At 66.4% G+C, this 15434-nt stretch carries 11 protein-coding genes and 1 pseudogene; 8 read left to right on the top strand and 4 right to left on the bottom strand.

The window, feature by feature from the left end; genetic code table 11:
- The first annotated feature begins 4 nt into the window (after positions 1–4).
- The 5 genes from ACE039_RS16220 (at position 5) to ACE039_RS16200 (ending at position 6230) form a co-directional block, all read left to right on the top strand.
- The gene (locus tag ACE039_RS16220) at positions 5–1408 is read left to right on the top strand and encodes a phosphomannomutase/phosphoglucomutase (protein ID WP_485822818.1); all 1404 of its coding nucleotides are present in this window, start codon (positions 5–7) and stop codon (positions 1406–1408) included.
- Between the two features lie 13 nt (positions 1409–1421).
- Positions 1422–3089 carry a glucose-6-phosphate isomerase gene (gene pgi, locus ACE039_RS16215; protein WP_313460369.1) on the top strand — a complete coding sequence of 556 codons (1668 nt, stop codon included), beginning with the start codon at positions 1422–1424 and terminating at the stop codon, positions 3087–3089.
- A gap of 11 nt (positions 3090–3100) precedes the next feature.
- On the top strand, positions 3101–4222 hold the full coding sequence (galE, locus tag ACE039_RS16210) for a UDP-glucose 4-epimerase GalE (RefSeq protein WP_485822817.1): 1122 nt from the start codon (positions 3101–3103) through the stop codon (positions 4220–4222).
- Between the two features lie 183 nt (positions 4223–4405).
- The gene (gene epsC / locus ACE039_RS16205) at positions 4406–5353 is read left to right on the top strand and encodes a serine O-acetyltransferase EpsC (protein ID WP_448710710.1); all 948 of its coding nucleotides are present in this window, start codon (positions 4406–4408) and stop codon (positions 5351–5353) included.
- 58 nt (positions 5354–5411) lie between these two features.
- Positions 5412–6230, top strand: coding sequence for an NAD-dependent protein deacetylase (locus ACE039_RS16200; protein ID WP_448710711.1), 819 nt, complete (start codon positions 5412–5414; stop codon positions 6228–6230).
- Positions 6231–6367: 137 nt separating this feature from the next.
- Here ACE039_RS16200 and ACE039_RS16195 read toward each other — a convergent pair whose 3' ends face one another.
- The 3 genes from ACE039_RS16195 to ACE039_RS16185 all read right to left on the bottom strand — a co-directional run bounded on the left by ACE039_RS16195 (position 6368) and on the right by ACE039_RS16185 (position 10250).
- Positions 6368–7222: an inositol monophosphatase family protein gene (locus tag ACE039_RS16195; RefSeq protein ID WP_313460360.1), complete on the bottom strand. Its 855-nt coding sequence runs from the start codon at positions 7220–7222 to the stop codon at positions 6368–6370.
- A 171-nt stretch (positions 7223–7393) separates the two neighbouring features.
- Complete coding sequence (locus tag ACE039_RS16190) at positions 7394–8860, bottom strand: NAD-dependent succinate-semialdehyde dehydrogenase (protein ID WP_485822816.1); 1467 nt, start codon at positions 8858–8860, stop codon at positions 7394–7396.
- Between the two features lie 127 nt (positions 8861–8987).
- A complete protein-coding gene (locus ACE039_RS16185) occupies positions 8988–10250 on the bottom strand; it encodes a 4-aminobutyrate--2-oxoglutarate transaminase (RefSeq protein ID WP_105556598.1) in 1263 nt (420 codons plus the stop codon).
- A 96-nt stretch (positions 10251–10346) separates the two neighbouring features.
- Here ACE039_RS16185 and pdxR point away from each other — a divergent pair, with 96 nt between their 5' ends.
- Entirely contained in the window at positions 10347–11840 is a 1494-nt protein-coding gene (gene pdxR, locus ACE039_RS16180) for a MocR-like pyridoxine biosynthesis transcription factor PdxR (protein WP_485822815.1), read from the top strand.
- A 4-nt stretch (positions 11841–11844) separates the two neighbouring features.
- Here pdxR and ACE039_RS16175 read toward each other — a convergent pair whose 3' ends face one another.
- A complete protein-coding gene (locus tag ACE039_RS16175) occupies positions 11845–12741 on the bottom strand; it encodes a DUF72 domain-containing protein (RefSeq protein WP_485822814.1) in 897 nt (298 codons plus the stop codon).
- A 131-nt stretch (positions 12742–12872) separates the two neighbouring features.
- Here ACE039_RS16175 and ACE039_RS16170 point away from each other — a divergent pair, with 131 nt between their 5' ends.
- A complete protein-coding gene (locus ACE039_RS16170; RefSeq protein ID WP_448710718.1) occupies positions 12873–14975 on the top strand; it encodes an ATP-dependent helicase in 2103 nt (700 codons plus the stop codon).
- Between the two features lie 65 nt (positions 14976–15040).
- Positions 15041–15434: pseudogene (locus ACE039_RS16165) on the top strand (magnesium and cobalt transport protein CorA); the annotation flags it as partial.

Below are 15434 nucleotides of genomic sequence, written 5' to 3'. Positions count from 1 at the left end.
TGGCATGCACGGAACTTTTGGCTGGGATACCCCGCAAATTCTGGATGCGGTTTTCAAGGCTTACGACATACGCGGCACGGTGCCGGATGAAATCGATGCGCGCTTCGCCCACAGCCTGGGCATGGCGGCGGGGACTCAGGCGCGGCAGCAGGGCGCGCGGTCGATCGTGGTGGGACGCGACGGCCGCATCAGCAGCGTGGAGCTGGCGGCGGCGCTGCAGGCGGGTTTGCGTTCGGCGGGCATGCATGTCATCGACATTGGCATGGCCACCACGCCGATGGTGTATTTCGCCACGCGCCTGATGGACACGGGCGCCGGCATCGCCGTCACGGGCAGCCATAACCCGCCGGCGCACAACGGCTTCAAGATTGTGCTGGAAGGCGCTTCGCTGTACGGCGAAGGCATCACGGCCCTGCGCGACGCGATGCGCCTGCCGATCGAATCCGCCGCCGTGTCGGGCGGGCGCACGCAGATGCAGATCCAGCCTTGCTATGCCGCCCGCCTGCTTGGCGACATCCGCATGGCGCGTCCGATGAAAATCGCCATCGACTGCGGCAGCGGGGTGGCGGGCGCGGTGGCGCCGGCGTTGTTCCGCGCGCTGGGCTGCGAAGTGACGGAACTTTTTTGCGAAGTGGACGGCTCGTTCCCCGGCCATCATCCCGACCCGGCCGACCCGCAGAACCTGCAGGACCTGATCTATTGCCTGCGCTATTCCGACTGCGAAGTGGGCCTGGCGTTCGACGGCGACGGCGACCGGCTGGGCGTGGTGACAAAGTCGGGACAGATCATCTGGCCGGATCGTCAACTGATCCTGTTCGCACGCGATGTGCTGGAGCGCAATCCGGGCGCCGAAATCATCTACGACGTCAAGTGCAGCCGGCATGTGGCGCGCGCCATCGTTGAAGCGGGCGGCCGGGCCACCATGTGGAAGACCGGCCATTCGCTGATCAAGGCCAAGATGCGCGAGACGGGAGCGCTGCTTGCTGGAGAGATGAGCGGCCACATGTTCTTCAAAGAGCGCTGGTATGGCTTTGACGACGGCATTTACGCCGCCGCCCGGCTGCTGGAAATCCTGTCGTCGGCGCCGGACCCATCGGCCTTGCTGGAAAGCCTGCCGCAATCCTGCGCCACCCCCGAGATCAAGCTGGACACCGCCGAAGGCGAACAGTTCGAACTGGTAGACATGTTGCGCGCACAGGGGGAATTCCCTGGCGCGGTCTCCATCAACGACCTGGATGGCGTCCGGGTGGACTATGCCGACGGCTTCGGCCTGGCGCGTCCGTCCAACACCACGCCGACGGTGGTTTTGCGTTTTGAAGGAGACACCGTGGCCGCATTGGCCCGTATCGAGGAGGACTTCCGCAAAGCGTTCCGGCGCATTGCACCTCACGTTCGTTTACCGTTCTAAGGAGCATCACGCGATGGGTAAGGCCAACTATGCGATTGAGGCGTTAAGGGCGAACTCCGGCTTGGCGCACAGCCCCGAGTGGCAGGCGTTCGCGCAAGCGGCGCAAAGCGCCGGACTGGACGCCGGCACGTTGAAAGTGATCGAGGCAGCGGGATTGTGCGTGGACCTGACCATGCAGCGGCAGTCCCCCGCCTTGGAGGCGGCGGCGCTGAACCTGCTGCAGGCGCGCGGGTTGGCGGACGCGCGCCACGCGCTGTTCGCGGGCGACCCGGTCAACTGGACCGAAGGCAAACCGGCGTGGCACACCGCGCTGCGCGCCGGCCGCACCCGCGAGCAACCGGACGGCCAGGATGCGGATTCCGTCTGCGAGTATTCGCGCATGACCGATTTCGTCCGCAAGCTGGACCAGACGGCGGACTTTTCCACGGTGCTGCATATCGGCATCGGCGGCAGCGACTGGGGGCCGCGGTTGGCCATTCAGGCGTTTGGCGGGCCGTCGCAACGACGCCAGATCCGTTTTGTGTCCAACATCGACGGCCATGCCTTTCATGACGCCGTGGCGGGGCTGGATCCGCGCCGCTGCCTGGTCGTGGTGTCGTCCAAATCCTTCACGACATCCGAGACCCTGCACAACGCGCGGGCCGCCATTGCGTGGCTCAAGCAAGGTGGCGTGGCGGACGTGTCCGAACACCTGGCGGCGGTTACCGCGAATGCACCCGCCGCGCGCGCCCTGGGCGTGCCGGCCAGCCAGGTGTTCAAGATGTGCGACTGGGTCGGCGGACGCTATTCCGTCTGGTCGGTCGCCGGGCTGTCGATCGCGTTGACGGTGGGCGCCGACGTGCTGATCGGCATGCGGGCGGGCGCCGAGGCCATGGACCAGCATTTCCAGCAGGCGCCGTTCGCCTCCAATGCGCCGATCCAGCTGGCCCTGGCGGGCCTGGTGAATTGCAGTGTGCTGGGCCACAACTCGCTGAACATCGCCGCGTACAGCGCGCGGTTGCTGCATCTGGTGACGTACTTGCAGCAGCTGGAAATGGAATCCCTGGGCAAGCGCGTGGCGGGCGACGGCGCGGCGGTCGGCGTGCCAACGGCGCCCATCATCTGGGGCATGCCGGGCACCGACGGGCAGCACACGTTCTTTCAATGGTTGCACCAGAGCGAGGAGGGTGCGCCGGTCGACTTCATCGCCAGCCTGCAGGGCCATGCCGACAGCCCCGATGCGCACCGCATGCTGCTGGCCAATTGCCTGGCGCAGCGGCAGGCGCTGCTACGCGGCAAATGCCTGGAAGAGGCGTTGCTGGATGTGGCGCATATCGACGACCAGGAACGCGCGCTAAGCCTCGCGCAGCACATGGTGCATCCGGGCGGGCGGCCGTCGACCCTGATCGTCCTGCGCCAGCTGGACCCGCGCGGGCTGGGCGCGCTGCTGGCCTTGTACGAGCACAAGGTGTTCGTGCAAAGCGTGGTCTGGGGCATCAATCCCTTCGACCAATGGGGCGTGGAATTGGGCAAGCGCCTGGCCACCGGCATCGAACGCGAGCTGGCGGTTCCGGTGTCGGCCGGGGTGGTGGACTGGGGCCATGACGCGTCCACGTCGTACTGGATCGACCGCTATCGCGGCCATGCCCAGGCGCCGCGCTCGCGGCATGCGTGGGTGCCGGGCATGGCGGCCCATCTTTGACGGGGACGGGCATGCCACAGCTGAATGTGCTGGTGACGGGCGGCGCGGGCTATATCGGCACGCACACGCTGGTCGCGATGCTGGCGGCGGGCCAGCGGCCGCTGGTGCTGGATAACTTCAGCAACGGCAGCCGCGAGGCCGTGCACCGGGTCGAACGCCTGTGCGGCGTTCCGATTCCGCTGATAGAGGGCGATCTCCGCACCCCGGGCCTGATGGAATCGGTGCTGGCCGAGGCCGCGGCGCGGGGGGAGCCGGTGCAGGCGGTGTTGCATCTGGCGGGCTGCAAGGCGGTTGGGGAATCGGTGGCGGATCCGCTGAAGTACTACGACAACAACGTGGCGGGGTCGTTGGCCCTGCTGCGCGCCATGCGCGACACCGGCGTCGCGCGGCTGGTGTTCAGTTCGTCGGCCACCGTCTACGGCGAACCCCGCTACCTGCCGTTTACCGAGGCCCACCCGCTGGCGCCCACCAACCCCTATGGCCGCACGAAATGGATGGTGGAAGAGATACTGCGCGATGTCTGCGCGGCGGACCCGGCCTTCAGCGCGGTCACGCTGCGCTACTTCAACCCCATCGGCGCGCACCCCAGCGGGCTGATCGGCGAAAGCCCGCGTGACTTGCCCAACAACCTGTTCCCCTTCATCACCCAGGTGGCCGTGGGCCGGCAGCCGTTCCTGCGCGTATTCGGCGACGACTACGCGACTGCCGACGGCACCGGGGTGCGCGACTATCTGCACGTGATGGACCTGGCGCAAGGCCATGTGCAGGCCCTGGCGTATTCCGAGGGGCATCCGGGCTTTGTCGCGGTGAACCTGGGAACGGGGCAGGGCACCAGCGTGCTGGAATTGGTGCGGGCCTTTGAACAGGTCAATGGCTGCCGCATCCCCGTGCGCACCCAGGCGCGGCGGCCCGGCGACATCGAGCGGATGTGGGCCGACCCGGCGTTGGCGGCGTCCCTGCTGGGATGGCGCAGCACGCACGACGTGGCCGCCATGTGCGCGGACGGGTGGCGCTGGCAGCAAGGCAATCCGCAAGGCTACGGGGAGCCAGGCGATGCGGGGCCGGTCGGCGAACGGCCCGCCCAGGCGCAACCGGCGCACGAACCACCGGGGCGGGGGAAGGCCGCCGCATAACCCCAATGGCATGTCGGAAGGGTTACGGAAAAAGGGCGCGAGCGGTTACAGTTGACGGGATTATTGCGTAGCAACATGGCCCGGCGGCCTGGCCGCCCGGGCCCTGTACCGTCAGTGAGGCACTTCCATGTTTGAATTCCATCCGTATGCCGGACTCAGCGGCGCCTTGCCGGAGCCGCGGCAATGAGCGGCCCCTCCTATTTGCCGCCGGCCCACTGGAACCTGGACAGCATCGTGTCCGGCCTGCGCGAAGCGCGTGTCGCGTGGCGCGGTCCGCGTGGCCGCCTGCGTGAAGATTCGGGCTTGCGTGAATTTCCGTCGCAGGAAAGCCTGCGCCAGATCATCAAGGACCTCTGTGGCGCCTTGTTCCCGATGCGCCTGGGTCCGATCGACCTGCGCGAAGAGGTCGAAGACTTCTACGTGGGGCACACCATCGGCGCTGCGCTGGATGCGCTGCTGCATCAGGTCTGTCTGGAACTGCAGTACATGGGCCGCCATGAACACGTGGACCCGGCCGAGACGCAGCGGCGCGCCATCGAGATCGTGCGCCAGTTCGGCGCCGAGCTGCCCCGCGTGCGTGCCGCGCTTGACCTGGACGTGACCGCCGCCTATCAAGGCGATCCGGCCGCGCACAGTGTGGACGAGGTGCTGCTGTGCTATCCCGGCGTGGCGGCGATGATCCACCACCGCCTGGCCAATGTCCTGTATCGCCTGAACGTGCCCATGCTGGCCCGCATCGTGGCCGAGATCGCGCATGCCGACACCGGCATCGACATCCATCCCGGCGCCACGATCGGCCGCAGTTTCTTCATCGATCACGGCACGGGCGTCGTCATCGGCGAAACCGCCATCATCGGTGACCGCGTGCGGCTCTACCAGATGGTGACGCTGGGCGCCAAGCGCTTCCCCCCCGGTGAAAACGGCGAGCTCAAGAAGGGCCTGCCGCGCCACCCGTTGATCGAAGACGACGTCGTGATTTACGCTGGCGCCACGATCCTGGGCCGCGTCACGATCGGCAAGGGGTCGACCATCGGCGGCAATGTCTGGCTGACGCGCAGCGTGGCGCCGGGCAGCAACGTCACGCAGGCCAGCCTGGTCAGCGACATGCCGGATTGCGGCCTGGGCGGCTGAGCGCTGCCTTCAAGCGCGTGGCGCCGCCGGGGCGGACGGCCAGGACAGAGGAGTCAGGATGGATACACGAGTCTCGGATCTGGCCGCGCTGCGCGGCTTCATCGACCGCCACCCGCGGCTGTTCGTCCTGACGGGGGCGGGTGTCAGCACCGACTCGGGCATCCCCGACTACCGCGACACCGAAGGCGAATGGAAGCGCAAGCCGCCCATGACCCTGCAGACCTTCATGGGAGACGACCTTGCGCGGGCGCGGTACTGGGCCCGCAGCATGGTCGGCTGGCGGCGCTTCGGCAGCGTCAAGCCCAATGATTCGCACCGCGCGCTGGCGCGTCTGGAATCGCATGGCCACGTCACCGTGCTGGTCACGCAGAATGTCGATGGGCTGCATGAAGCCGCAGGCAGCCGCGAAGTCGTGGACCTGCATGGCCGGCTGGACGAGGTGCGCTGCATGAATTGCGATTGGCGCGGCGGCCGTCAAGCCTGGCAAGACGAGCTGCAGCACGGCAATCCGGAATGGACCTCGTTGGATGCCACCGATGCGCCCGACGGCGACGCGGATCTGGACGGCGAGGATTTCTCGCGGTTCACCGTTCCGCCTTGCCCGCGCTGCGGCGGCATCGTCAAGCCGGACGTGGTTTTTTTCGGTGAAACCGTGCCCCGCGACCGCGTCGACCGGGCCAATGCCGGCCTGATGAGCGCCGACGCGGTGCTGGTGGTCGGGTCATCGCTGATGGTGTATTCGGGCTACCGCTTCGTGACGGCGGCCTCCCGCAACGGCATGCCGATCGCCGCCATCAATCTGGGCCGTACCCGCGCGGATCCGCTGCTGACGCTGAAGGTGGAACAGCCTTGCGCGGTGGCGCTGGACGCCCTGTAGGCACGGTTTTTGCCGGCCGGTTTTTGACCGGTCTAAGCAAGTGCTTGCCCTGTAAGGGATTTTTCGCGCTGTTACAGACCTTTCCATAGGGTTGTCCACAGGAACTGTGGATAATTCCTAGGGATAACCCCGATTTTTCAGGGCTCCGTGGCGTCAATGCCGTCGCCCAGCAACGCTTTGCGGGCAGCGTGCCAACTGCCGGCGTCCGGAGCATAAAGCAGTCCGCCCGTGCGGTGCGTGGGCTTGTAGGGCGACCCGTCGAAGCGAGCGGCGTAGCCGCCGGCCTCGCGGTGCAGCAGCCAGCCCGCCGCATGGTCCCAAGCCGTCAACTGATTGTACAGCGCCACGTGGCAATGGCCCGCCGCCAGCATCCGGTATTCATGCGCGGCGCAACGCAGGGACGAGGTGCTGCCCAGGCGCGACAGATTGCCGTTGACGACGGTGCGCAGCGGCTCGGGCAGGGCGCCGGTAGAGATCAGGCCATCCATGTCCTCGGGGGGCGCCGGGCTGGCCACCGTCAGGGGCGCCTGCCGGCCGTTTTCGTATTCCATCCAGGCGCCTTCTCCCCGCACGGCCAGCGCGCTGTCGCGGTTGACCGGGTCGTAGATGACCCCGGCGATCACGTCGCCGCGGTGACACGCCGCGATCATCATGCCGAACAGCGGCAGGCCGGCCACATAGTTGCGGGTACCGTCGATGGGGTCGATCAGGAAGGCCAGGTCGGCGTCCACCAGCATGTTCAGCAAGGCGGGGTTGCGCGCCGAGGCTTCTTCGCCGATCAGCACGGCGCCGGGATGCAGCTTGGACAGGCGAGCGGCGATCAGGCGTTCGGCCGCCTCGTCCGCGTCGGTCACCAGGTCGCGCGGTGAACTCTTGTTCCGGACTGATCCTTCCGGCAGGTTGCGATAGCGTGGCATGACCTCCGCCAGGGCGGTTTCGGCCAGCACGGCGGCAAGCTTGCGGGTGTCCTCGCGGGTAAACGTTCTGCTCATACTGACTCGTCCAGGGAACGCGCAAATCTATCATGCCTGAGCGGCATTTGATCGCGTTTCGCAAGTCACTGGAACGAAAGGACTTTTTCGGGCTGTGCAGAAGTTATCTGCCGGGTTGTCCACAGTTGGTGGGGATAAGCGGGGCAATCCCGCCTATCCCCTGGGACGGATTTAGCCCAAGTCGACGCACAGATACTTGATCTCGAGGTATTCCTCGATACCGTACTTGGAACCTTCACGGCCCAGGCCGGATTGCTTCACACCGCCGAACGGACCCACTTCGTTCGAGATCAAGCCGGTGTTGATGCCGACGATGCCGTATTCCAGCGATTCCGACACGCGCCAGATGCGGGCGTAGTCGCGGGTGAAGAAATAGGCGGCCAGGCCGAAGATGGTGTCGTTGGCCATCCCGATGACTTCTTCTTCCGTTTCAAAGCGGAACAGCGGGGCCACCGGGCCGAAGGTCTCTTCGGTCGCGAAGCGCATCGATTGCGTCACGTCGCGCACCACGGTCGGTTCGAAGAACGTGCCACCCAGCGCGTGCGGCTTGCCGCCGGCGATCACACGGGCGCCGTGCGACGTGGCGTCCGCAATGTGCTCCTGCACCTTCTCGACGGCGCTGGCGTCGATCAGCGGGCCTTGCGTCACGCCGTCGGCGAAGCCGTCGCCCACCTTCATGGCGTTGACCTTGGCCACCAAGCGCTTGGCGATTTCCTCGTACACGCCGGCTTGCACGTAGATGCGGTTGGCGCACACGCAGGTCTGGCCGGCGTTGCGGTACTTCGACGCCAGGATGCCGTCCACGGCGCGGTCCAGGTCGGCGTCGTCGAACACGATGAAGGGCGCATTGCCGCCCAGTTCCAGCGACAGCTTCTTGATGGTGGGCGCGCATTGCTCCATCAGCGTGCGGCCGACTTCAGTGGATCCGGTGAAGCTCAGCTTGCGCACCACTTCGCTTTCGCACAGGGCCGCGCCGATGTCGCGCGAGCTGCCCGTGATGACGTGGAACACGCCAGCCGGCACGCCGGCTTCCTCGGCCAGCACGGCCAGCGCCAGTGCGGTCAGCGGCGTGTGCTGGGCGGGCTTGACGACCATGGTGCAGCCGGCGGCCAGGGCCGGGCCGACCTTGCGGGTGATCATGGCGGCCGGGAAATTCCACGGCGTGATGGCGGCGGTGACGCCGATGGGTTGCTTCAGTGCCAGCAGGCGCTGGCCGGCTTTCGGGCTTTGCAGCACGTCGCCGTCGATGCGCTTGGCTTCTTCGGCGAACCACTCCAGGAACGAGGCGGCGTAGGCGATTTCGCCGGCGGCCTCAGTGACGGGCTTGCCTTGTTCCGACGTCATGATGGCAGCCAGGTCTTGCTGGTTCTGCATCATCAGTTGCGCCCACTTCAGCAGGATCGCGGCGCGCTCCTTGCCGGTCTTGGCGCTCCAGGCCGGCAGCGCGGCCTGCGCGCTGGCGATGGCTTGTTCCGTTTCCTTGCGGCCCAGCTTGGGCACGGACACGATGGTCTTGCCGGTGGAGGGATTGTCCACCGGGATCGATGCGCCGCTGCCGGCGCCTACCCACTTGCCGTCGATGTAGCAGGCGTCGCGCAACAGTTCAGGACGCGACAGGGGATGGGTCAATGCGGTCATTATCGAAGTCTCCGTGAATGAAATGCGAAAAAGGGCAGGAAACGGCTGCGGGCGTGGCGGTAATCCGCAGCACGCCCGCAATTGCCATGCCCGCCTGATCGAAGATCGGGCTTTCAGGCCCTGAACATCAAGCGGCCAGCGCCTCGGACAGAATGACCAGCGCGCGGTCGAACTGCGCGTCGGGGATGGTCAGCGGATACAGGAAGCGAAGCACGTTGCCGTACACGCCGCAGCTCAGCAGGATCAGGCCTTGTTCCAGCGCGCGGGCTTGCACGCGCTTGACCGCTTCGGCGTCCGGCTTGCCGCTGGCGTCGTTCAATTCCACCGCCACCATGGAGCCCAGGCCGCGCACGTCGGCGATGGCGGGCACCTTGGCGCGCAGGCCTTCCAGGTGGGCGCGCAGCTTGTCGCCCAGCACTGTGGCGCGTTCGCACAGCTTTTCTTCGGCGATCACATCCAGGACGGCATGCGCGGCGGCGACCGCCAGCGGGTTACCGGCGTAGGTGCCGCCCAGACCGCCCGCGGCCGGGCCATCCATGACGTCGGCGCGGCCGACCACGCCCGAGATCGGGAAGCCGCCGCCCAGGCTCTTGGCCATCGTGATCAGGTCGGCCTGCACCGCGTGGTGTTCCATCGCGAACAGCTTGCCGGTGCGGCCGAAGCCGGTCTGCACTTCGTCGGCGATCAGCAAGATGCCGTGTTCGTCGCAGACCTTGCGCAGCGCGCTCATCAGTTCGGGCGGGGTGATGTTGAAGCCGCCTTCGCCTTGCACCGGTTCAATGATGATCGCTGCCACGCGCTTCGGGTCGATGTCGCACTTGAACAGCAGGTCCAGCGCCTTGAGCGAATCCGCGACGGTGATGGACTGCGTGCCGTTGGGGAACGGCACGTGGTAGATGTCGCCCGGCATGGGGCCAAACGACAGCTTGTAGGGAGCAACCTTGCCGGTCAGCGCCATGCCCAGCATCGTGCGGCCATGGAACGAACCCGAAAAGGCAATGACGCCCGAACGGCCGGTGGCCGAGCGTGCGATCTTGACGGCGTTTTCAACGGCTTCGACGCCGGTCGTGAAGAAGGCGGTCTTCTTCAGGCCGTCGATGGGAGCCAGGCGGTTGATGCGCTCGGCCAGCGAGATATAGCCTTCGTACGGCACGATCTGATAGGCCGTGTGCGTGAAATTGTCCAGCTGGGCGGACACGGCGGCCTTGACCTTGGGGTGCAGGTGGCCGGTGTTCAGCACGGCGATGCCGCCCGCGAAATCGATGTATTCCTTGCCGTTGGCGTCCCACAGCGTCGCGTTTTCGGCGCGCACCGCGTAGAAGTCGCACATGACGCCAACGCCACGCGGCGTGGCCAAGGAACGGCGGGTATTCAGGTCCTGATTCTTCATCTCTGCCTCGGGGAACGTGGTGGGCGGGAAAAACCTTATTTAATGCTACGATGGCCCCATTTGTGGGAACCACTTTAATAAAACAGGTAGAACCAATTGCGGTCCATTGTAGGTGACTTGCTGCTGCTGCGCTTGGCCGACGGATCCAGCGAGCCCATGAACAAGCGGCTGTATCGCGGCATCCGTGAAGCGATCCTCGACGGGGCCATCGCCGCGGACTCGCGCCTGCCCGCGTCACGCGACCTGGCCGCCGAGCTGGGCATCGCCCGCAATACCGTCGTTCACGTCTACAGCCAACTGCTGGCCGAGGGCTATACGCGCAGCCGCCAGGGCAACGGTACGTTCGTCAACGCGTCGGTGCCGGACTCCTACCTGGCCAGCGGCCGCCGCCTGCGCCAGCCGCTGGCGTCGCAGCCGGGTCCGGCGCTGTCGCCGCGCGGCGCGGCCATCGTCGACGGCGTATCGGCCTCGCCCTATCAATGGGGCGCCTTCATGCCTGGCGTGCCCGACCTGACGGAATTCCCGCACAAGAAGTTCGGCCGCATCGTAAGCAACCTGTGGCGCAACCCGTCTCCTGATCTGCTGACTTATGCCTACGGCGGCGGCTTGCCGGCGCTGCGCGAGGCGCTGGCCCAGCATCTGGCGCTGACACGCTCCATCGATTGCGATCCCGAACAGATCATCATCACGGAAGGGTCCCATCAGGCCATCGACCTGACGACCCGCATCCTGGGCGAAGCCGGCGAAACCGCCTGGGTGGAAGATCCGGGTTATTGGGGGGCGCGCACCATCCTGCAAGTCAACGGCCTGCGCACGGTGCACCTGCCGGTGGACGAAGAGGGCATGCGGGTGCCGGATGCCGTGGACACGCCGCCGCGTTTCATCTTCGTCACGCCCTCGCATCAGTATCCGCTGGGTCCCGTCATGTCGCTGACCCGCCGCCGCCAGCTGTTGGCGGTTGCGCGCCAATGCGGCAGCTGGATCATCGAAGACGACTACGACAGCGAATTCCGTTTTTCGGGCCGTCCCATTGCGTCGCTACTGGGCCTGGAGCCGGATGCGCCTGTCATCTACATGGGCACTTTCAGCAAGACCTTGTACCCGGGCCTGCGCGTGGGTTACCTGGTGCTGCCCAAGCCGCTCACCGCGGCGTTCCAGGCGGCGCACGCGGAGCTATACCGCGAGGGCCACCTGATGACCCACGCGGCGCTGGCGACGTTCATCGCCGAAGGCCACTACGCGGCCCACATCCGCCGGATGCGCATGCTGTACGGCCGGCGCCGCGCGATGCTGGTCAACCTGATCGAACGTCGGCTGGGGCCGGAATGGCTGCACCGCGACGCCAGCATGGCGGGCCTGCATCTGGTGCTGACCCTGCCGGCGGATATGGACGATCTGCGCGTGGTGGACGTGGCGCGCAGCAAAGGCGTGCTGACGCGTGCGCTGTCGCGTTACTACGTCAATGCGCAAGCCCGGCGGCCGGGCCTGTTGCTGGGCTATGCCTGTGTGCCCGAACACGACATCGCGCGCAAGTTCGAAGTGCTCCTGGAAAGCCTGGCGGAAGTGGCTCGTAAGCCTGCGGCGGCCTGATTCCTCAGAACGGCAGCAGCGCGGATGCGAATGCGGCGGCGTTGCGCATGCCCTGGTCTTCGAAGTTGGTGTTGAACACGGCGTGGGCCTGCGCGCTTTGCGTGGCCAGGCGCGAAAACCGCTCGGCCAGTTCGGCCAGTTCCTGTTCCGTGTATTCATATTGGAAACGCCCCGACGACGCCGTGCCGGACACATTCCATGCACCGGCGTTGCGGCCGTGCAGGCGTAGCAGCGTCAGATCGGGGTGGGTGCTTTCCCAGACGGCGGGCACGGTGTTGTCAAAGCCCTGGGGGGCGTCCACCACGGTGTGCACCACGCCCAGGTCGCGTTCGAACGCCAGCGTGTCCGCAGTGGCGGCGGGGCTCTCGAACCAGCTGTGGTGCCGGAACTCCACCGAGATCAGGTGTTCTTGCATGCGCCGCGCGCAATCGGCCACGCGCGCCCGGCCACGCGCATCGCGGCGGATCCAGGACGGAAACTGGAAATGCACCGCGCCCAGTTTGCCCGGCATCCGCAGCGGCTCCAACGCCAGTTGGTACCGGCGCCAGAGCTCGTCGCGCAGATCGTCGGGCATCTGGTCGTGATAGATGACCGGGTCCGGCCAGCCGGCCAGTTCGCGGCCGATATCCGCAGGCAACGCGGCAAGCGGCGTCTGGTGGCCCGTGAACAGCCGGAAGGCCTTGATGTTGAAGACAAAATCGTCGGGGGTGCGCTGCGCCCACAGGTAGGCGTTTTCCGCCGATGGCAGGGCGTAGTAGCTGGAATCCACTTCGGCCATGGGAAAGCGCGAGGCGTAGAACCGCAGCCGGGCTTCGGCGCTGCGCATCCCGGGCGGGTAGAAGCGCCCGCAGGCCAACAAGGTGGGATCGGTCCAGGAGGCGGTGCCGGTCAGGATACGCATGGGGCAAAGGGTCTGGTGGGTACGGGGGCGGCGGCGAACGGCCACGCTGCTATGATAGCTGGATATATAGCCAGTCATTTGGCCCGCCATCGTGCTCCCTGCGGCGCGCCATGCGGCCCTTCCCACGCGTCATGCCCGATCAGAATCCCGCCCCATCCCATAGCCGCCCCGACCCTCTGGCCGACCTGAATCCCGCCCAGCGTGAAGCCGCCGAATTCGGCATCGGCGGCGCGTCGGGCGGTGGTGGTCCTTTATTGGTCATCGCCGGGGCCGGGTCGGGAAAAACCAATACGCTGGCCCACCGGGTGGCGCACCTGATCCTCAACGGCGCCGACCCGCAACGCATGCTGTTGCTGACCTTTTCGCGCCGCGCGGCTCAGGAAATGGACCGCCGCGTGGGGTCCGTGCTGCAGCGGGTCATGAACCTGCGCGGTTCGCAGCAAGCGCCGTCATTGCCGTGGGCCGGCACGTTTCACGCCATCGGCGCGCGGCTGCTGCGCGATTGCGCGCTGCGCATCGGGTTGTCCGAAGCCTTCACCATCCATGATCGCGGCGACGCCGAAGACCTCATGGGGATGGTCCGGCACGAACAGGGTCTGTCCTCCACCAAGTCGCGCTTTCCGCTGAAGGGTACCTGCCTGGCCATCTACTCGCGCGTGGTCAACAGCCAGACGCCGGTGGCCGACGTGCTGAAGACCTCCTTCCCCTGGTGCGCCCAATGGGAAGACGAATTGAAGAACCTGTTCCGCGGCTATGTGGCCGCCAAACAGGATCAGCAGGTGCTGGATTACGACGACCTGCTGCTGTATTGGGCCGAAATGATGTCCGACCCCGGCATCGCCGCCGACGTGGGTGCGCGTTTCGACCATGTGCTGGTCGACGAATACCAGGACACCAACCGGCTGCAGTCGGCCATCCTGCTGGCCATGAAACCCGACGGCCGCGGGCTGACAGTGGTGGGCGACGATGCCCAGTCCATCTATTCTTTCCGCGCCGCCACGGTACGCAACATCCTGGACTTCCCCGGCCAGTTTCCGCAGCCCGCGCGCGTCATCACGCTGGACCGCAACTATCGCTCGACCCAGCCCATCCTGAACGCGTCCAACGCGGTGATCGGCCTGGCGACGGAACGATTCGCCAAAGACCTCTGGACCGACCGCGCCTCGTCGCAACTGCCCGAACTGGTGACGGTCAGCGATGAAGCCGGGCAGGCGCGCTGGGTGGCCGACCAGGTGCTGGCCCAGCGCGAAGGCGGCGCCACGCTGAAGTCGCAGGCGGCGCTGTTCCGCACGGCCAGCCATAGCGCCGCGCTTGAACTGGAACTGACCCGCCGCAATATCCCCTTCGTGAAGTTCGGCGGCTTGCGCTTCCTGGAAGCCGCGCACGTGAAGGACCTGCTGTCGCTGCTGCGTTGGGCCGAAAACCCACGCGGCCGCATGGCGGGTTTCCGCGTGGCGCAATTGATGCCTGGCATCGGGCCGGCCACGGCCGGCAAGTTGATGGACGCCATGTCCGCATCCGCCGAACCGTTGCGCGCGTTGCGCGAATTCAAGCCCGGAGCCGCGGCGCAGGAAGAGTGGGGCGCGTTTGCCGATACCTATGCGGCGTTGTGCGATCCCGGCCTGCGCTGGCCGGCCGATGTCGACCTGGCGCTGCGCTGGTACGCCGGGCAACTGGAACGCCTGTACGACGACGCGCGGGTGCGTAAAACCGATCTGGACCAGTTGGTGCGGCTGGCGGCGGGCTACCCGTCGCGCGAGCGCTTCCTGACGGAACTGACGCTGGATCCGCCCGACGCCACCAGCGACGAATCTGGCGCTCCATCGCGCGACGAAGACTACATGATCCTGTCCACCATCCATTCCGCCAAGGGCCAGGAATGGAAGGCCGTCTATGTGCTGAACGTCGTCGACGGTTGCATCCCGTCCGACATGAGCACCGGCACGGCCGAAGAGATCGAAGAAGAGCGCCGGCTGCTATATGTGGCCATGACCCGCGCCAAGGAACGCCTGCAACTCATCGTGCCGCAGCGGTTCTACGTGCACCAGCAGACGGGCATGGGCGACCGCCACGTCTATGGTTCGCGCACGCGCTACATCACCAATGCGATGCTGCCCCTGTTCGACCACCTGCCCAAGGCGCCCGCGCTGCCCGGCCTGCCCGACGCTGCGCCCAAGGAACCGCAGGCGCCCAGCATCGACGTGACCAAGCGGGTGCGAAGCCTGTTCTCCTAGGCTGGGCTATCATCGGCCGATGCCCATAAGTTGTCCGGTCGGGATCGCATTGCCAGAGGTAGTCCATGTCTGCTGAACCCAGTTTCGTCGACGCCCATAAGGGCGAGGTGGTTGCGTCAATAGCCTATGTGAATGGGCGGCGCGACCGTGAAGTGCCCATCGACGAGGTGGGGCAGTACATCAGCCGATACAACAGCCAGCCCCAGGGCCAGCCGCCCGGCATGCTGTGGATCGGCCTGCGCAATCCCACGCCGGAATTGCTCGCGCGCATCACAGGGGAACTTGGCGCCTGCGACAAGAACCAGGAAGAGATGCTGGAACCGCATCGCCGCCCGAAGATCATCGACTACGGCAACATGGTCCTCATCGTGACCATCACGGTCGAAGTCGAAGCCGAACGCCCCATCTTTGGCGAAACCCAGCTCTTGATCGGCGACGGCTTCCTGGTCACGGTGCGCC

It is taken from the genome of Achromobacter maghribensis, assembly GCF_057334215.1.
Note: the sequence above shows the minus strand (reverse complement) of the source record. Positions and strands in the feature narration are given on the sequence as shown.